The sequence below is a fragment of the Gordonia westfalica genome (assembly GCF_900105725.1).
Lineage (GTDB): Bacteria > Actinomycetota > Actinomycetes > Mycobacteriales > Mycobacteriaceae > Gordonia > Gordonia westfalica.
This window is the reverse complement of the sequence record NZ_FNLM01000027.1, coordinates 25,154-41,774: the sequence shown is the minus strand read 5'-3', so window position 1 is coordinate 41,774 and position 16,621 is coordinate 25,154. Positions and strand designations below refer to the sequence as shown.

At 62.6% G+C, this 16,621-nt stretch carries 20 protein-coding genes; 1 reads left to right on the top strand and 19 read right to left on the bottom strand.

Annotated elements, in window-relative coordinates; genetic code table 11:
* From BLU62_RS04035 to BLU62_RS34835, 8 genes are all read right to left on the bottom strand, one after another.
* A partial coding sequence (locus tag BLU62_RS04035; protein ID WP_483099059.1) for a Gp37-like protein occupies positions 1-277 on the bottom strand: 277 nt, incomplete at its 3' end.
* On the bottom strand, positions 274-531 hold the full coding sequence (locus tag BLU62_RS04030; RefSeq protein WP_074848335.1) for a hypothetical protein: 258 nt from the start codon (positions 529-531) through the stop codon (positions 274-276). The genes BLU62_RS04035 and BLU62_RS04030, both read right to left, overlap by 4 nt.
* Positions 528-1,448, bottom strand: coding sequence for a hypothetical protein (locus BLU62_RS04025; protein WP_139179915.1), 921 nt, complete (start codon positions 1,446-1,448; stop codon positions 528-530). Before BLU62_RS04025 ends, BLU62_RS04030 begins: the two co-directional genes overlap by 4 nt.
* Before the next feature lie 6 nt (positions 1,449-1,454).
* On the bottom strand, positions 1,455-1,799 hold the full coding sequence (locus BLU62_RS04020) for a hypothetical protein (protein WP_074848333.1): 345 nt from the start codon (positions 1,797-1,799) through the stop codon (positions 1,455-1,457).
* Positions 1,772-4,153, bottom strand: coding sequence for a lysozyme family protein (locus BLU62_RS04015; RefSeq protein ID WP_074848331.1), 2,382 nt, complete (start codon positions 4,151-4,153; stop codon positions 1,772-1,774). Before BLU62_RS04015 ends, BLU62_RS04020 begins: the two co-directional genes overlap by 28 nt.
* A complete protein-coding gene (locus BLU62_RS04010; RefSeq protein WP_159441535.1) occupies positions 4,153-5,073 on the bottom strand; it encodes a hypothetical protein in 921 nt (306 codons plus the stop codon). The genes BLU62_RS04015 and BLU62_RS04010 overlap by 1 nt, the downstream gene beginning before the upstream one ends.
* 139 nt (positions 5,074-5,212) lie before the next feature.
* A complete protein-coding gene (locus tag BLU62_RS04005) occupies positions 5,213-6,697 on the bottom strand; it encodes a tape measure protein (RefSeq protein WP_159441534.1) in 1,485 nt (494 codons plus the stop codon).
* A 227-nt stretch (positions 6,698-6,924) separates the two neighbouring features.
* Entirely contained in the window at positions 6,925-7,140 is a 216-nt protein-coding gene (locus BLU62_RS34835; protein ID WP_074848309.1) for an endonuclease domain-containing protein, read from the bottom strand.
* Positions 7,141-8,021: 881 nt separating this feature from the next.
* Between BLU62_RS34835 and BLU62_RS03995 the strand changes: the two genes are divergently transcribed.
* The gene (locus BLU62_RS03995) at positions 8,022-8,222 is read left to right on the top strand and encodes a hypothetical protein (RefSeq protein WP_074847866.1); all 201 of its coding nucleotides are present in this window, start codon (positions 8,022-8,024) and stop codon (positions 8,220-8,222) included.
* 376 nt (positions 8,223-8,598) lie between these two features.
* On the opposite strand, the gene BLU62_RS03985 is transcribed toward BLU62_RS03995, so the two are convergent.
* From BLU62_RS03985 to BLU62_RS03940, 11 genes are all read right to left on the bottom strand, one after another.
* Positions 8,599-8,931: a hypothetical protein gene (locus tag BLU62_RS03985; protein ID WP_139179982.1), complete on the bottom strand. Its 333-nt coding sequence runs from the start codon at positions 8,929-8,931 to the stop codon at positions 8,599-8,601.
* Positions 8,932-9,190: 259 nt separating this feature from the next.
* Complete coding sequence (locus tag BLU62_RS03980; protein WP_139179902.1) at positions 9,191-9,784, bottom strand: hypothetical protein; 594 nt, start codon at positions 9,782-9,784, stop codon at positions 9,191-9,193.
* Positions 9,785-9,846: 62 nt separating this feature from the next.
* Positions 9,847-10,230 carry a hypothetical protein gene (locus BLU62_RS32410; RefSeq protein WP_139179903.1) on the bottom strand — a complete coding sequence of 128 codons (384 nt, stop codon included), beginning with the start codon at positions 10,228-10,230 and terminating at the stop codon, positions 9,847-9,849.
* 3 nt (positions 10,231-10,233) lie between these two features.
* Positions 10,234-10,491, bottom strand: a complete 258-nt coding sequence (locus tag BLU62_RS03975; protein ID WP_074847893.1) for a hypothetical protein — start codon at positions 10,489-10,491, stop codon at positions 10,234-10,236.
* The gene (locus BLU62_RS03970; RefSeq protein ID WP_074848204.1) at positions 10,488-10,850 is read right to left on the bottom strand and encodes a hypothetical protein; all 363 of its coding nucleotides are present in this window, start codon (positions 10,848-10,850) and stop codon (positions 10,488-10,490) included. Before BLU62_RS03970 ends, BLU62_RS03975 begins: the two co-directional genes overlap by 4 nt.
* On the bottom strand, positions 10,834-11,403 hold the full coding sequence (locus BLU62_RS03965) for a hypothetical protein (protein ID WP_139179952.1): 570 nt from the start codon (positions 11,401-11,403) through the stop codon (positions 10,834-10,836). Before BLU62_RS03965 ends, BLU62_RS03970 begins: the two co-directional genes overlap by 17 nt.
* Positions 11,404-11,408: 5 nt before the next feature.
* A complete protein-coding gene (locus BLU62_RS03960; RefSeq protein WP_074848177.1) occupies positions 11,409-12,233 on the bottom strand; it encodes a phage major capsid protein in 825 nt (274 codons plus the stop codon).
* Between the two features lie 9 nt (positions 12,234-12,242).
* Positions 12,243-12,824, bottom strand: a complete 582-nt coding sequence (locus BLU62_RS03955) for a hypothetical protein (protein ID WP_074847885.1) — start codon at positions 12,822-12,824, stop codon at positions 12,243-12,245.
* Between the two features lie 75 nt (positions 12,825-12,899).
* Complete coding sequence (locus tag BLU62_RS03950) at positions 12,900-13,664, bottom strand: hypothetical protein (protein ID WP_074847889.1); 765 nt, start codon at positions 13,662-13,664, stop codon at positions 12,900-12,902.
* Entirely contained in the window at positions 13,651-15,009 is a 1,359-nt protein-coding gene (locus BLU62_RS03945) for a phage portal protein (protein ID WP_074848175.1), read from the bottom strand. Before BLU62_RS03945 ends, BLU62_RS03950 begins: the two co-directional genes overlap by 14 nt.
* Before the next feature lie 12 nt (positions 15,010-15,021).
* Complete coding sequence (locus BLU62_RS03940) at positions 15,022-16,437, bottom strand: large terminase (RefSeq protein WP_244278031.1); 1,416 nt, start codon at positions 16,435-16,437, stop codon at positions 15,022-15,024.
* Positions 16,438-16,621: the final 184 nt, after the last annotated feature.

Sequence of the window (16,621 nt, the reverse complement as noted above, 5' to 3'; positions counted from 1 at the left end):
GGAGCGCTGTTTTCAGCACCCAGATGGAGGGTCCGGCCAACAGGAAGATGCGGGGGAACTGGAAGATGGCGGGCAGGAACGGATTCGACCAGACGTCGATCCACTTCAGGTTTTCGTAGTCGGTGAGGAATGTGACGTGCAGCATCCGCTGCCCCATCCCATCCTTCTTCACCGTCTTCTCGTCATAGCGGCCCGTGACACGGATACCGTTGTGTTCCACATCGATGTGGAAGAACTCGCCCTCACCACGCTTGATGCGGCCGATGTCGTCGTTCATCCACTGCGCCACCGGATGCTCGAATGGATCGACAGGGTGATGGAGCCGGTGTCGTTTTCCTTGTCCTCCACCGCCAGGTCAGCAACCTCCAATAGGAGGTGCTGTAGCCGTTGGTGGCCGTCGAAAATGAACACCCCCGGCTGGGTGCGTTGCATCTTCGCCAGACGGCGTTCCTCCGCCGCCGTAACCTCCCAGATCGCTTCACACTTCTCCTGAAGCGTCAGGGTGTCGTAGTCGATTACAGGTGCAGTCATGACAGTCCCGGCATCTCAAGTCCGACAGGGCGAGTCCACAGACGCGGCTGATGCAGCTCAGCCCGGGCACCACCCGCAGGGGCGTTGGTGTAGGAGATCGGCAACAAGGTGGGCGGCGTGTATGGGGGGATGTCGTGAATGATCCACTGCCCGTTCATCCGCCCGAGGAAGTTGGAGCCGGTGAACGTCATCGCATGCAGCTTGCGGCGTTCCCGGGTGATCCGCACACCCTGATCGCTCGATGTGATCTCGGGTAGGGCGACCGTCCGCGCCGCGTACGGACCTGACGGGGCGCGCTGCCCCCGCTTGCCACGCCACGACGGATCAGGCAACGTCCACTTCCCGCGCGTCAACACCCACGTCTGCCGCAACGGAGTGTCCGTCGGATTCGACACCAGAATCGTCCCCGACCCCGACGTCCCCGAACCCTCAAACACCGTCACCTCTTTGCCGGAATCCCACAACGGCATCGGCGCCCGCAACTCATACGTGATGTCATAAAACTGCTGCGTGTACGGGTCACGCTGGGTCTTCAACTCGGGAGCTTCCCGAAGCTGCATCGTCAAACGACGCTCACCCGACAGATCCGACCCCACCTCAACCTGAGTGTGCTGAAAGTTGGCATCCCACTCATCCGGCTGGGCTGCGAAATCCATACGGAAATCAGACTCAAGACGCCCGATCTCCGTCTCATCCGACAACGCATCCGACACATAGAAACCGAGGGTCATGTCGCGGGGCAGATACCGCACCCCACCGAACACGACACCCATCTCCGTGTCCTCCACCCACTGCGTTTCCACGGGAGAATCGATGAGACCTTCCACCCCACCCTCACTGAGGGTGAGGCCGGCATGCCGTTCGATGCCGTGGACAGGCCACCGCATCCCCGACGTACCGATAAGGGTGATCTGCATCCCCATCTAGCGGCCTCCGCTCATAGCCTTGTGCCGTGCCCGCTGCTGGCGGCGTTCCCGCTCGTAGTAGGCGCGTTCGTCTCGCAGGGTGACGTTCGTTGTCCCGCCGTCCATTGCGGAGATCACGGAGATGAGTTGGTCCAGCTTCTCAACGAGGACAGCCGGGGCCGCCCCGCCACGGTCGAGTGAGGCTTTCAGATCCCGCGGATCGAACGGCAGCGCAGTTTCCTTGTGCCCCAGCCCGTTGAGCATGATGTTCGCACCCTCGTGGATGACACCACCCCGCTCGTACCAGCCGGCGTTGACGTGGTGATCCTTCGCCTTCAGCGGGTCGCCGTAACGGTCACCCACATATCGGTCATAGGCTTCGCCCTGCACCGCGGATCGGGTGACGAATCCGGCAGATACTGGTCCTTCGTCGATCCCAAGAACTGGGGCAGACCGAACGCCCCCGACGACGGATTTGTGGCGGTCGGATTCCAGCTGGACTCTTTGTTGATGATCCAGTCGGTGGCCTCCCACGGAGGACCCTGACGCCACGCCTCACGCAAACCGGACCGGAACGCGTCCTTGATCGCATTCCCCGTCGGCGCACCACCAGCAGCCGTGCCGCCGAGGTCTTCGCCAGGACGAGGCTTCACCGTCCCCGGATCAGTCACACCCGGGCGGGCACCCACCGACGGAGCCGACTGGGCAGAACGCTCAAACTCCTGCTTCTTCGCCAACTCCGCCGACTCATAGCGGGCCTTCATCCCCGCCATATCCGAGTCGTACTGGGCCTTCAACTCATCCGAACGTCGCTTGTTCAGATCCTTGTCGAGCTTCTGCGCCTGCAGAGCCTTCTTATCGGCCTCGTACCGTTCCTTACGGGCAGCCTTCTCCTGGTCGTACTGCTGCTTCCGTGCGAGCTTCTCGTCCTCGTACTTCTGCTTCAACCCCAGAGCAGCCGACGGATCAGACCCCGCCTCACCCGGCTTCGGTGTCTTGCCCGTCGCAGAGTCATACTTCGACTTGGCCTCCGCCACACGGGAGTCGTACTCCTGCTTCTTCGCCAGCTCGTCGTTCTCAAACTTGTGCTTGAGATCGTTCAGCTGACGTTCGTAGGTGGCGCGATCGATCTTCTTGAGCGTGAACTGGTTCTCGAGATCTTGCTTCTTGCGGTCGTAGTCCTGCTTCCGAGTCAGCTTCGCGTTCTCATAGTCGGACTTGAGGGAGTCCTTCGCCGCGTCATACTCGGCCTTCGCCCGCTCACGCTCCTCCGGCGACACCTTCGTCCCCGAACCCGATTGCTGCTGCGAGTTCTCGTATTCAGCGAGGGCGCCCAGGATGCCGGGGGTGTCGTTGATGGAGAACACCTTGAGCATGTCCGCGATCTGCTCGGACACGAACGTGTTCGCCACGGCACCGAGGCGGCCCGAAATGCTCTTATCCCCAGTGCTACTGCCCGAGGTGCCTGAACCGCCTGTGGCGTCGTATCCGCCCGGGCCGGTCTGCACCCACGTCCCATCCGGACGCTGCACCCAACCACCCGAATCAGAACCCGGATCAGTCCACGACGGATCAACCTTGATGAACGCATGCTCAGAAAACTGCGGATCATCAGCCCCCACAGAGCCGCCCAGCATGCCGCCACCGTTCTGGCCGCCCATCTCAACGTTCGTCCCATCCGGGAGAGTGCCGGCAGTATGCCCACCCCCGGCGCCGCCGTTGTACCAGCCGAACCGCATATCCCCAGACGACCCGCGACCCAACTGGCCACCCATCTGCTGAATCTGCGCACCCATCGTGGCAGTGGTGAAACGCCCACCGAACGGGTCCAAACCGGCAGCCTTACGGGCGAACGCACTCATGGCACCAGAGCAGTCGCCCCAGTTCACGCCACCCCACACATACGGGGAGCCCGTCAGCGGGCCGGACGCACCCTCACCCTCAGCGAGGCGACGCAGAATGCCGCCGTCAGCGAACCGGCGAACACCATCAACGCCAGCAGCCTGCGCCAAACGCTTGACACCACCACCAGCGATAGCACCCAGCAACCCCGAAAGGCTGTTCGGCACATTCCCATCCGGAATGAGCTGGTAACCAAACATGTCCGCGACTGTCGCGAGAATGCTCGTCGACCTGGACCGCTTCCCCGGGGCCAGAGGAATGAACGCCTCACCACCAGTCTCAGGTTCAGCCCACTGCACCAGAGTGTTCGGGCGCGCCTTCTCGATGACCGCCTGGTTCGGCAACTTCCCATTCGCATACTGCTCGAGATCCCGAATACCGCCCTGTGCGTAGCGGCGAACCGAGCCGTCAGCATTGTTCGCCAGACCGGGACCGCGCCACACCTGGCCACTCGGGGTAGTGTCGCCGAGGTTGAGACCACGAGTCTGCACATTGATGTATGCCTGACGCTCCCGGGCGGCCCGATCTAGCTCAGTGTTGATGAGACCGAGCTTCTGCATAATCGCAGCGATCTCCATATCCACCTTGGGATTCGCGGTGGTCTGCGAGAGGGTATTCAGCTGCTCCATCGACACGGCTTTGCCCTGCAGCAACTGGTCAATAACTAGCCCAGCAGCCGGCGACACAGCGGTACGATCCAGCCCTTCAAGCGCTCCCCGGGCCTCACTATTTCGCAGATCGAACATAGCCTTGTCGAGGTCGACCTTCGGGTTCGCCCGCAGCGCATTCAGCACGGCGATGTTCTGCGTAACCATCAGAATCTTCGCCGAGCATCCGCATCATCCGCAGTGATCTTCACCTGATTGGTGTTCGGAATCCGCTCAACCGTCGCACCCAGCCGCTCCAGCAGACCCTGCGTCTCCTTGGTAACCGCCGAACTGTCGATCGTCATCGTCTTCTGGGTCGGCATGTCATTCCACTTGGCGGAGATCGCCGCCAATTGCTGGACCGCCTCAGGGGCACCCTTCAGGGCCACCGTCACTTCGACGTCATCAAGACCGAGTTTGTCTGCAGCGGCACGGATCTGCTCACCAGTCAGGCCATACTGCCGCGCCAACTGGGCGAGAGCCTCCTGGTTCTGACGATTCCGCTCCGTCATATCAGCACCCGACGCGGCAGCATCAGTTGTGGCGTCCACAATGTCCACCAGCGATTGCCGGAGCGCAGCACCATTCTTCGTTGCCGTGTCGATGCCCAGCTTCTGACTCAGGAGCGCCGCACCGAACCCCTCAGACTGGTTGATAGCCTCCTTGGTCGAGTCAGCAACCTGACGCATCACGTCGTTGTGACGGGCAATCGCCTCACCCTCAGTGCGGGCGGGGTTCAACGCATCGAGCGCCGACTTCAGCGCCCGTGTCTTCTCCGCCGCGGTCGACGTCTTGTCGCCCAGGACGCGCATTGCCTCGCCGAGTTCGGAGACGCCAGGCGCCACGCGCCCAGCCGCCTCGCGCTGGCGCATGAACTCATCACGGATCTTCGAGAGCTGGCCCGCCGCCATGATGCCGCCCTCGCCAGTGGCGGCAAGTCGGTCACCAAGCAGCTTCCACTGTCCGTCGGAGCCGTACAGAGAGCGGGCGACTTCTTCGTTGGACATCCCGAGATCGCGGATCGCCTTTTCAGCCGCCATGGCTCGCTCGGCGTTCTCATTCAGCACTTCGTTCGAGCCGGATGCCATCTTGAAGAGGCCGCCGACCTCTTTGAGCTGTTCCCACGTCGACTTGTGCTGATCGGCGGCAGTGCTCAGCGTCTTCTGGTACGCCCCAACCTGTTCCGCAGCCTTGGCCCAGGTGTCATCGTTCATGGCACCGCGGGACTCACGGAAAGCGGCACCCATCAGCCTCTGGGACTCCGCAAGCTCCTTCACCGCCTGCGACTGAGCCTTCGCCTTCTGCGTCGCATCGGCGTGAGCCTGCGCGCCCATCATCAGATATGCGGCACCAGCCATGAGCGCGATATTCAAAGGGCCGCCCAATGCCGCAGACAGTCCACCGGCCGCCCCACGTAGTGCGCTGAGTCCGCCGGAAGCGGCCATTCCCGCGTTGGCACCAAGGACGCGGATATGGGCGCCGGCCGTCGAGAGCTGCGGGTTCGCCTGCCGGATGTAGCCAAGCGAGGTCCGATAGGCGTCGGTGAAGTTGCCGATTGCCGGACGCACACCGCCGAACGCCGTTCCGACACGACTGATTCCCGTATGCATCGGGCCGAGCGCCGTCGTGACGCGCCCAGGATTGCGGCACGGTTCGGAACGCCAACCACGCCGCGAGCGCTGCGGTGACGTAACCCGGATGCGCCTCCATGAGATCGCCGACAGTCTGAAGCACCGGGGCGAGTCCTTGCAGAATCCCCGACGCCGTCTGGACCGTCGCCAGGAACACCTGCCAGCCGCCGACGCCGAGCGACGCAGACGCTTCCGCGAGTGCCGCCCCAATCGTACGCGCTGCAGGACCGAGTTCCATCAGTGAATCCCACAGCGCCGTAAAGGTTTCGGCCGCTCGATCAAGAGCTCCCGAGCCCTCGAGGGTTGCATACAGACCCTTGAGCTGCGGCACCCACTGGTCGAAGATCTTGGCGTCCGCGGCGAGCGCGAAATCCTTCATCTTCGGGGTGAGATCGTTTACTGCTTCGGTCAGGCCGACAACGCCGCCCTTGGCGCGGAGAAGGAACGGCTCCATGCCCGCAGCCGACAGGCGGCCCATCGCGGTCCGGAAGTTGGCGAGCTTCGCGGGAAGGGTCTCGCCCATCTCCTTCGCGAGGTTGCCGGTGCCCTGGTTGATCGCCGTGACGACCTGGTCGAACGAGATCTTGCCCTCTTCGCCGAGGGTGCGGACCTCGGCAGTCGTCTTGCCGATCGACTTCGCAATGAGGTCATAGATCGGCACGCCGCGCTGGGCCAGCTGCAACGCCTCCGAGCCCATCAACTTGCCCGACGCCTTGATCTGCATCATCACGAGGCCGATGTCCTGCGCCGAGGCGCCAGAGGCCGCAGAGATGTTCACCAACGCCTTCACAGCGTTGTTCATGTCGTCGCCCGCCGCCACGCCAGCACCGCCCAGCATCGCTGCTGCCGCCGCTGCATCAGCCAGCGAAGTCGAGGTGCCGGTGACGATGTCATTCAGATCGGCAAGCTGACGCTTCGTGTCACCGGCCGACAGCCCCATATTGCGGAACTGGATGTCCGCCTTCTCCAGGGTGGTGATCCGGTTGTAGCCTGCCGACAGGGCATCCTGCAGCACCTTCGATGCTGCGCCCGCCGCCTTCGACACGCCAATCCCCAGCGCCGTGCCGAGGGCGGTGGACATCGTGTGACCCATGCGACGCCCAGTGTCACCAGCGCCGCGTTCAGCACCATTGAGCGCGTTACGGATGCCAGGAGCGATACGGCTCGTCTCTGGAACGATGGAAATGTAGGCAACACCTAGCTCCGTGGCCACGCTGCCACCCCCTTTGCTTGCCGCCAGAAATGACGAACACCCCAGAGGCTCATGGCCTTAGGGGTGTTCGTTGAGTCCGTATGTATGCGCTGTTTCTAGGCCTTTCGACCGAGGTACTCGATCGCGCTTCGCAGCACGTTCGGGTCATCCTTCAGTAGGCCCAATCCGCGGTTGCACGATCCGCAGAGGAATCCGCGGACGCACTGCCCGCAGGTTCGCCACTGCTTACTCCGTGGAGGGCAGCAGCTGTGGTCATGGTCGATATGTAGCGCCCCCACGCGCTCGCCGCAGATGTCGCAGCCCCGATTCATCGCGGCCGCGTACTCCTCCGGGTGATTCCGTACTTCAGATATCGGCGCGCTTCGGGGGATTCTCTACCGCAGGTGCGGCACCACTGAGTGTCGGTGCGCTGAAGCCTCGCCCCGGTGCGCCGCTGTAGGGAGAAGTCCTGCCCGCATAGCCGACATTTCGCCGTCGTTGGGCGACGCCCGTTGTATCGAGAGTCGGTTTGCTGACAGCCCCTCGAGCAGTGCTTACGGCGCCCCGACCCCTTCGGGACACCTGCCCCGCAAACGACGCACACCCATTCCTTCGACCACGTGTCCGGCCGGAGTTCGCCGTGGCGATCAAGCTGAACCCGGTGCGAGTCGCACACCGTCTGCATGCCCCGCGTAGGGCGGTCGCATGTGGGGTGCTCGCAGATGGGGCGACATTCGTCGGAGCAGTACGCATGCTGTCCGGGACCTCGGTCGATGGGTGATCCACATGTCGGACATGGACGTCGGGTTCGGGTAGCCTTCACGGCAGCCCCTCCTTGGTGCTTCAAGCGAGTGGGTTAGGCCCCGGCTGGTGTTGGTAGCACCTCCGGGGTCGCTCCATTCTATCTCGGGTCGTCGCACTGACGGCTTATCCTGTCGAGATGAAACGTGCATGCATTGCCATCCCAGTAATCGCATTCGCCCTCGCCGCCTCTGGGTGCAGCGACCGAAGCCCCGAGGCCGGTAAGGCTCCTGCGACATCGTCGGCCTCCGCACCTGCCCCTGCAGTCGCAGGTGCGTACACGTCAGTGAGTCAACTCGCGGCCGGACTAACTTCAGCCGGCTTCCCATGCCTGGTTACTGACGCAACCTCGGGGCCGAAGGCTGAGCACGGATCGTGCCCACTAACCCCAACGGCCGAAGCTCGACTGAGTGTGTGGTTCTCAGAAGACCTCGCCTCGAAGGGAATCGCTGCATCGGTAAAGCACTCTGACATCACGGGAGACATCACTGGCGATCGCCACTACTACGTAACGGGACCAACCTGGCTGATCAGCCTCGACCAGAACGCGGTCATGGCAGGCCAGATTGCGGGACAGTTCGGCGGCGAACTAGTGAAGTCCGGTGATATCTAGCGCATCGACGCCGCGACCGCCCGAGCCTTCTCAGCCTCGCTGGGACCTTCGCCCTCGGTAGCTTCGGCAGCGTCATCCCGAGGCGGCCCATACCGGGCCGGGAAGTAGATCTCAGGCACTTCGTTAAACGTGGTCAACGCCTGCATGTATCGGAGGTCGGAAACGATCGTCGCCACCTCCGACAAGAGCATCACAGACGGATCAGACCACAGCCAAGTGTCAGGATTCCATGCCCGGAACAGCTCCATTGCGTGGTCTGTGCGAGCCCTGCGGACAATAGCCCGCAGGTCAGTCCATGAAAACCAGGGCTTCCCGAGATCCCGCAACCTGAGGCCGCGGGAAATCAGGTCGTACTCGATGGCCTCCCCGTGCTCGTCTAGGAGTCGGCGGAGGCCGAAGATTCCCCCACTGTGATGTCAGGATCTTCGAGCTGCTTCTTGATCCACTGGATGGTGCCCTCAGGGATCTTCGTCATCAGGAGCTTGTACTCGGCAGCCGACACGTACGGCTTGAGCCACCGGAGGGTGACTTCCTTCTCCTCGAAACCCTTCAGGGTTTCCTCTGCGTCGACCGGGCGCGGCAGCGTCTTCTCCGCGCTGTTGAGGCTGTTCGCCCATTCGGCGATCTTCACATCCGCTTCCCCGAACGGGGTGATCCAGTCCTGGTACTTCTTGATCTCGGCGGGGTCCATCCACTTGCGCGGCGGCATCGACACCAGTACCGGATCGCGCCCGGGATGGGGACGGCGAACTTCAACAGGTGATCGTCGGACGAGGGGGCTACTGCGTAGCCTTCGGGAACAGACATGGTTTGACCAGGAACCTTTCAACATTGGGATAGAACTTCAACCAGGAGCAGCCCCGGCCTGGCAAAAGGACGCGGCTCCTGGTCAGGGACAACATGACACCCCTTCGCCAGGCCGAGATTGTGTGCCCGGGGAGGCTAGATACCTCCCCGGGCAAGACGGGTCAGCTACCCGAAGTGGCGGCGATGCCGTCCACGTCGCCGAACTCGTCGACGTAGTCGCCGTTGGAGTTGCGGAACGCTCGGATCGTCAACTCCACGCCCGACGCGTCCTGCGACTCGTCCTTCCACTCCGCGATCTCCGAGACGCGGCCCTTCTCCACGACGTACGTCTTGAACTTCTTGCCGCACTTCGTGGCGAACACGTGGGCCGACAGCGGAAGCTGCGACGAGTTGTGGCGGACGTGGTAGCGCTGCCCCTTGCCGCCGGCAGCGGGGATGAGGGTGACGTTGTCGTCACCTGCGACGGTCCGCTTCACCGACGGCAGGTCGACGTCGAGCAGCTTGATCTTGAAGCTGGTGCCGTACTCGGTCTGCACATCGACGTAGTCGCCACCGTCGAAGTCCTTGACGGTGTTCGAGGTGCGGGTGATGCCGACCGACAGGCCGTCGACCGCCGCGGTTCCGTGGTCCTCGAACGCGGCGTTCAGGTCTTCCGGCGACTCGACCGGAGCGGTGGGAAGCGTGGTACCCAGAGGTGCCCGCCAGTAGACGCCGCCGTCGAGCGACTGCGCCACGTAAGAGTGTTCGACTGCCATTGTTTTGCCCCTTTCAGGCGAGGTGACCAGGAGCCGCGAAAGGGTTATTCAGTTAGGAGACTTTAGGTTCGGAGCACGAAGAGTGTCCCGGTGAACTGGAACCGGGAATGCTTTTCATAGTCCGGGTTGGGATAGTCGGCCAGGCTGTTCATGACCCAGTCGGTTACCCACAGGCCTGCCCATGGGCCGCCCGAGGATGCAGCCTGGAATCCGTCCGCGATGGTTCCGATCGATTGCTCAGTCCACGCCGTGTCCGGGCTGCCCTTGGGGGTTGAGCCGTACAGTTCGACAAGGATGCGAGCGCGATCCAGTGAGCGATCCCGTGGGCCGCCGATACGAGAAACCCTCCCGAATCGGGCAGGGTCTTCTGAGACGGTCGTGGAGAACTTCACTCCAGGCAGCGCCGCTCGGCAGATGGAGAGCGCCGCCAGCGTGGGTGTCGACATCAGTTATCCGAGAGCCCTGAGGATCGTGTTGTTGCGGGCATTGTCGCGTTGCGCCTTGTAGTCGGCGGTGACGACAGAGGCACGCCAACGGCCCTGGGGACGTGCCATGCCTGCCCGTGAACCCACCGCGTACGTGCCCTCGCCCATAGCGCTCGCATCGTCAGCAATGCGCTCAGCATGACCCTCGAGCTCGCTGATGATGTCGGACGTCCGACCGTATCGGACGTCCTTGAACGCCTTCTGATTCCACTCGATTCTCACGACGACTTCACCACCTTCAGAGTTACGACGTAGCAACCGCCGCCCGTGAGAGACGGAATCCTGGTGTAGTCCTTGGGTTGGCCGACAACGTCATAGACAGTTCCGTCGATGACTTCCCTGTCACGTGGTGACACCGGACCGAAATCGGGGAGGACGATGATTCCCACGTCAACGGAGTCCCGGATGTGCCCCGGGAGATCTAGTTCATCGCTTTGTGGGTCGATGAACGTCACGAACTTCCGCGGGTCCGGTTCGCCCCAGGACTCGACATCGTTGCCGTAGTCGTCGGCGCCGGTTCCGTTGAACGGCAGGTGTTCTACGTCGAAGACGGCGGGTATTCCCCTACGGTGCCTGGACAATGACTTGCCCTCCCTGCCAGCGAAACGATGCCGCCAACTTCAGGTCCGACTCGGACATCTGCAAACCCGAGTTCGGCGCTCGGACCGACCATGCAGTGGTCTGCGAGATCGGACCTGCGGAGTCGGTCAGCGACCGGGCTCCGGCCATCACTTCCTCCGGCGTCACAAGAGCGCGGATCACCATTTCGGCGACCGCATTCTTCACACGCGGCGGCACTTCTCCGCCATGCGAGTATGTGACAGTGAGGAACCGTGAAGAATCACATCCGACGGTCAACCACATCCCATTTCGGGTGTAGTCCACAGAGTTTCCCGCGTCATCGGTCACAGACGTCACCCCTGTGACTGGCAACTGGTCCAGACGGACCCGCCCACCATTCACCTTCAACCGCACCGTCGACTCGCCGGGGGTGAACTGCTGTTGGGATGCGGCACGGAACTGGTCCGATGCCGCATCCAACAGTTGATACACCGACGCGTGCTCAGGTTCGGTCAGGTCCCTTTGCGCCACGGCGATCACGTCGTCACGAACAGCAAGGGGAGGAAGAGACACCTGGATCAGCTACCCGAAGTCATTCCGAACTTGACGACGCCGTCCGGACGGACAACCTTGCCGCCGTACACGTGCAGGCCGCGCAGCCGGTCGGCGAAGCTGTTGTCGGCGCGCAGGGCCTCCACCTTATCGAGCTGCGACACGTAGGCCGCGGCCTCCGGGTGGAACGCCACGAAGCCGGGGGTGGAGTTGTTGGGCAGGTTGTTCGACGACAGCACACGGAACCCGAGGAGGGAGCCGATGGTGCCGTTGCGGAGGCCGTTGTTGTCGCCGGACACATCGAAGCTGGTGAGCTTCGAATCCGCGCCGAGGAGCAGACCTTCGAAGTCGGCGTTGCACACGAGAACTCGGCCGGAGGCGGGGGCGTTCTTCTTGTTCAGGGCCACACGAGCAGCCTTGACGAGGTCGAATGCCTTGTTCCCGGTGTCCGGAGCGGAGCCCGACAGGTTGGTGGCTCCGGCGGCGAGCATGGTGGCGATGAACTTGTCCGCGTCATCGACGAGCGCCTTTCCGGCGGCGTCGGTGTACGGGGCCAGGCTGCCCGCAGACTGGGCGGCGTCGATGTCGTCGACCTTGAAGTCGAAGTTCTTCTCCTGGTCGATCAGGAGGTCGACGCCGGTGTCGGTGATGGCGTCAGCCGACGTGGTGCGGTTGTTGGCCTTGTAGTCCTTGATCGCGGGTGCGACGACACCGGGGATGTGGACGGTGTTGCCCTTTGTCGCGACGCCTTCGTACTGGCGGTCGAGCAGAGCGGCGAACACCTTCTCGGCGTCCCACGCCTGGGTGATGTTCGCCGCCCACAGTTCGGGAATGAAATGGGTGATGGCCATGATGGCTCCTTACTTTCGGATGCCCTTGAGTTCGTCGAGCTGGCCTTTGGCGTCAGCGTCGCGAATCTGGGCTGGGGACATGTTCTTCAGGTCTGCCTGAGTGAGCTGCTGCACCTTGTTCGCCGGCGCCGCATCGGCATTGGCAACCACCGATGCCGGGGCAGCGGGCGGTACGGTCTGCTTGGGTCCGCGGAACGATTGCAGGCGGTCGAGATGGGCGCGCATCTCCTCCTCGGTGTCACCGACGAGTAGATCCGCGGGCACATCGGTGCCTTCCACGATCTTCTTGGCGAGGTTGTCGCGTTCCCGCTGCTTCGTGTTTGCAGCGAGGGCAGCTTCGGCCTTTTCGGCCCGCTCCTGCCAGGTCTGCTCGTCGCGTTCCTTCTGCGCCAGCAGTTCGTCGTACTTGCGGGCCTTGTCGGCGTTCGCCTTCCGGCCCTTCTCGTTCTCGCGAGACAGCGACTTCCACTTGTCGCGTTCAGCGATGAGATCCTCCACACTGAGCGTGGGCTCACTGTCGGTGGTCTCAACCTCGGCGGTCGGGTCGTCTTGCTGGTCAACCGTTTCGGCGGCAGCAGTTTCCTCGGGCATGTTGCTCCTGACGTTTCGTCGGATGGTGCGCCGTTGCGGCGCTCAAAATCCCCGCACTGGTGTGCGAGGGAAGCTCTAGGCGGCTTTGAAGTTCTGGTCCCGCCATGTGAGGACGGGGCCGATCTCTCCGTGGTCGCGGACCAGGAGAAGTTTCTGGTAGTCGTGGGCGGCGCGATTGTCGGCGCCGGTAAGTTCCCGCACCTGCTTGTGTGTGTCCTCGAGTAGATCCGGATCGATCACCCGGTCGCCGTTCCAATCCGACTTCACGGGAGCGACCGAACAGTCACATCCAGGGTGTATGGGCGACAGGTCACCAACGTGATAGCGCTGAGTAGAGGCGATGACACAGAGAGCACAGTTCTTGGGGCCGTTCAGCACCCGCCGGTACGCCTTGACTCCAGCAGCCTGGAGGGACGCGTCGGCCTGCCGTACCTTCGCCATCTGCATGTCCGTCGCCACCAGATGCATCAACCGTGTGGCCCCGGCCGCGACTGCCGCATCCAGCGGTGCGGATTCGGAAAGGTCGGCCCATACCTGCTCAAAAGGCCTCCGGTACAACAGTTCGGGGTCCACCCCACGGCCACGGGTAACCCCGTCTCGATCCACTGGAAGCGGAACTCCACCTGATACAGCACGGGCAATATAACTGGACGTCAGATTCGCGACTTGAAGTTGTCCCGCCGTCACCATCGGCACCAGTCGGGCAATCAGCCTCTCTGCCTGAGCATCACGGAACGCGGGAAGCCCACCCCAGATTGCGTTGGCGTAGTTCATCACCCGCGCGCGGACGTCCGCAACGGCCTGTTGGTAGCCGATCAGAAGGCGATCAGACTCGGGCATTCGCGTTGTCCACGAAACTCATCAGCTGCTCGTCAGCCAGATCTAAGGCATCCTGCTCGATCTGCTCCGGCGAGTAGCCAAGAATGTTGCGGGCAATCGACTTCCATGACTCCCCCGCACCCTTCGCCTTCACCGCGGCGTCATACTTCTCCGACAGCGACACGTGATCCGGCGGTTCCCACGACAAGGAGATCGTCTCCTCGGTCTCAAACCCCTCGATACGCAAAGCTTTCGAGATGATCGCCGACAAGCCCGTATCAACCACGTCAAGTCGGTCACGCGCCTTCAGGATCAACGCTTCCTTCATCGCAGCAGAGCCGGTAGCCGACTGATTCTGAGAACCCGGAAGCAGCGCGGGGAACGGGGTGGCCGACATCTCCGACAGCTCCCGCAAGTCATCCTTCACACCCTCCAGAAGAGGCCTAATATCGGTGGCATCGGACTCCCACAACTCGATACCAGCAGGGATGTCCCACAACGCACCAGGCGCCGGCTCGAACACCGACGCCCAATCGATGTCGTTGCCTTCGGCGTCCTTCTGTGGCAGACCTCCCGTGAGGGCGCGCTGACGCCACGCCTGCATCGCTGATGTCACACGACGCTCGAGGATTCCCGCGTTGATGCGGGTGATGGTGTCGAGATGGGGTTCGAACTCACCCATTCCGAGCGGGTTGTTCAACACCACCACCGGCGGCCCCTCGCCGGTGATGACGAACTCTGTCGCCGCATCCCACTGATCCGAACTGGCACGGTTGTTGCGGATGCGCCGCTCCACCACCTCGGCAGGGTTTACCCACACCGAACGGCTGAACAGCTGCCAGCCGATCTGACACCACACGATCGCAAAGTCTGTTTCCGCATCCGAGTCACGCCACCAACGGATCGCGGCGCGCGCCTTCCACGGCTGCAACGGGTCAGTCGCCGCGTACATCATTTCCGGTGAGTCCGCCGTGATGACGGCGTGCCCATTGTCCCCGACCCATGCAGTCATGTAGCTGGTGGCGTAATTCAGCATGTGATGGGTGGCTTCCTTAGCGACCACACCTTTGATGCGGTTATCGCGCCAGATCCTTTGCGCCGCAGCCACCACATCACTGTCGGTGTTGGAGCCAACATCAATACCGTTGGGGATCAGCCGCTCCGCCAAGGATGACGAGATCTTCGTCGCCAGGTTGACGCGCGACTGCCGCTGAAAACGCTGCCACGACGCCCGCACATTCTTACCCATCTCAGGGAGCGGGGCGTCGCCGTCAACGTAGCGACGCAGCAGACTGATTCGCGGCTGCGCAGCATCCAAACGGGCTGTGAGGACGGGGAGCCATTCGGCCGGCGTCACCGGAATCATGCACCACCCCTCTCAGTAGATGCGACGTGGCATTCCGACCGGCCTTGGCGGTCGAGCCCCTGACTTGCGTGCGTCCAGACAGGCTTTCCACGACAGCACCGACGCCATCGCGGCATCAAACTTGAGGTCAGCCCGACCATCTTGCTTCTGGAGGACATCCAAGGGTTTCCCCTCGTCGTCCACGATCTTCAGTTCCTTGCGGCCCGCGTTTCCGAGGTGCCTGACAAAGTCCTCGTGGCTGTGTTCGCCACCGAATGTGATCGACCCCGAGTCGATGGCTTCCCGATACTCGCGCAGCGTGTACGCCATCGGCTTCACTCGGGCGGTCCACCACTCCTCCACCCGGTCAGGCCATTTCGCAGCCCACGAGCCGACCGTTTCGGTCCAGTGTGGGGGGTCGGCGTACATCTTCCACACCGCATACCGGGTCATGGCGTCCTCGACGGCGGCGGTCACCTCAGCTTCGTTGACTTCCCAACCGTCGTCTTCTAGGTCGTCATCGTCGGGGCGTTCCCACAACCCCAGCAACTCCTGCAACCCGGTGTCGATGCTCGTCGCCACCAACGCGGTAGCGTCACGGAACCGGGCGCCATCGAAACCGAGAGTGATGAACCCGCCCTTAGGGATGCGCTCCCCTGAGCGGCACAAACCCGGTTTGATCTTCTTCATGTCAAACGCCTGGTCGCCCTGACGTTTCCACCGGTTCAACCACACCCGCTCGAGATACGGCCCATCGGCGCCAGGGCGATCCCACTTCGAAGCGATCTCGTCGAACTGGCCCGGACCGAACTCGCCGATCGGGCCGGTCGCCTCAGCGATCGCCCGAATCCGCTCGTCCTTATCCGACAGATCCCGTTCGGGATCGTCATCCGTGCGATACAGATAGAACAAGTCCGGACGCTGAATTTTGCCTTCAGCGATCTGCGTGGCCTCGATGTGAATCTCTTCAGCCACCGAACCCTGACCGGGTTGACCGGCAGTCCCCACATACAACGACCACGGATCATCCAGCGGACGTTTCGGCAGGTTCGCATCCATCGTCTGGTGCGCCTTCAACTGCCGCGGCAAATACAGCCGGTGCGGCTCATCGAAACAGTTCATCGTCGTACGAGCGCCGTCACGAGACCCTGGGTTGTTCGACAATGCGACCGCTTTGCCGTCAGCACGACCGTGATCATTCAGCCGCACAATCCGATCCAACGTCGAATCGAACAGGTCCGCATCAGGGCCTTCTTCGACGATGTACTTCAAAGCGCCGTAAGCAAGTTCCTCAACCTGCTCCACCGACACCGCCAACATCGGAATGTACGGCGAGTTCACCGGCCTACCCACCGGATTCCCCGAGGCATCCCACCCGTCAAACCGGGTCGGCCCCTCCGGATGAAGCTCACAGAACGCTAGGAGCGCCTGCTTCTCTGTCTTCGCCAACCCCTTGCGGACTGACAGTCCAACCCGTTTGAACCGACGACGTCCCTCCCAAGGATGACCTTTCGGGAACACCTCGAAAGCACGATGGATGAACGCCCGAAACTCCGGGTCAATCTCGTACGGCTCCCCCTGCAACGAACCCGGGCCATAGATCGCACGATCCTCGATCAGATCGCATATCTGC

Excerpts from the sequence above, each read along its gene's own strand:
- BLU62_RS04025 (WP_139179915.1), bottom strand. The coding sequence starts at position 1,448 with ATGCAGATCACCCTTATCGGTACGTCGGGGATGCGGTGGCCTGTCCAC.
- BLU62_RS03950 (WP_074847889.1), bottom strand. The coding sequence starts at position 13,664 with ATGCCCGAGTCTGATCGCCTTCTGATCGGCTACCAACAGGCCGTTGCG.
- BLU62_RS03980 (WP_139179902.1), bottom strand. The coding sequence starts at position 9,784 with ATGGCAGTCGAACACTCTTACGTGGCGCAGTCGCTCGACGGCGGCGTC.
- BLU62_RS03955 (WP_074847885.1), bottom strand. The coding sequence starts at position 12,824 with ATGCCCGAGGAAACTGCTGCCGCCGAAACGGTTGACCAGCAAGACGAC.
- BLU62_RS04030 (WP_074848335.1), bottom strand. The coding sequence starts at position 531 with ATGACTGCACCTGTAATCGACTACGACACCCTGACGCTTCAGGAGAAG.
- BLU62_RS04005 (WP_159441534.1), bottom strand. The coding sequence starts at position 6,697 with ATGTCCACCGCCCTCGGCACGGCGCTGGGGATTGGCGTGTCGAAGGCG.
- BLU62_RS04015 (WP_074848331.1), bottom strand. The coding sequence starts at position 4,153 with ATGGTTACGCAGAACATCGCCGTGCTGAATGCGCTGCGGGCGAACCCG.
- BLU62_RS34835 (WP_074848309.1), bottom strand. The coding sequence starts at position 7,140 with ATGAATCGGGGCTGCGACATCTGCGGCGAGCGCGTGGGGGCGCTACAT.
- BLU62_RS04010 (WP_159441535.1), bottom strand. The coding sequence starts at position 5,073 with ATGGCATCCGGCTCGAACGAAGTGCTGAATGAGAACGCCGAGCGAGCC.
- BLU62_RS03985 (WP_139179982.1), bottom strand. The coding sequence starts at position 8,931 with ATGCCGCCGCGCAAGTGGATGGACCCCGCCGAGATCAAGAAGTACCAG.
- BLU62_RS03945 (WP_074848175.1), bottom strand. The coding sequence starts at position 15,009 with ATGATTCCGGTGACGCCGGCCGAATGGCTCCCCGTCCTCACAGCCCGT.
- BLU62_RS03960 (WP_074848177.1), bottom strand. The coding sequence starts at position 12,233 with ATGGCCATCACCCATTTCATTCCCGAACTGTGGGCGGCGAACATCACC.
- BLU62_RS32410 (WP_139179903.1), bottom strand. The coding sequence starts at position 10,230 with ATGTCGACACCCACGCTGGCGGCGCTCTCCATCTGCCGAGCGGCGCTG.